The 234-nt window shown below is 67.5% G+C and carries 1 protein-coding gene; it reads right to left on the bottom strand.

Annotated features, from left to right (window positions below; all coding sequences use genetic code 11):
* On the bottom strand, window positions 1-234 hold a 234-nt coding region (locus C1A38_RS30555), incomplete at both ends, for a WXG100 family type VII secretion target (protein WP_199180388.1).

Genomic DNA, 234 nt, shown 5'->3' on the forward strand with positions numbered 1-234 from the left:
CCTTCGAGCATGCTGGCGGCGCGTTTGCCTTCGTCGGCCAGCCAGCGGGCCTGGGCTTCGAGTTGGGTGAGGTAGGTGATGGCCCGGTCGGCATAGTGGGTGAAGGCTTGCGCGGCGGCGCCTTCCCAGTACAGCTTGAGGTTGGCGAGTTCGCCGGCCATTTCGGCGCGGAGTTCGCCGTAGGTGTTGGCGACGGAGTGGATCAGGTCGGCGCGGTTGCGGATGATCGGGGGC

The organism is Verrucosispora sp. ts21 (assembly GCF_002879555.1).
Lineage (GTDB): Bacteria > Actinomycetota > Actinomycetes > Mycobacteriales > Micromonosporaceae > Micromonospora > Micromonospora gifhornensis.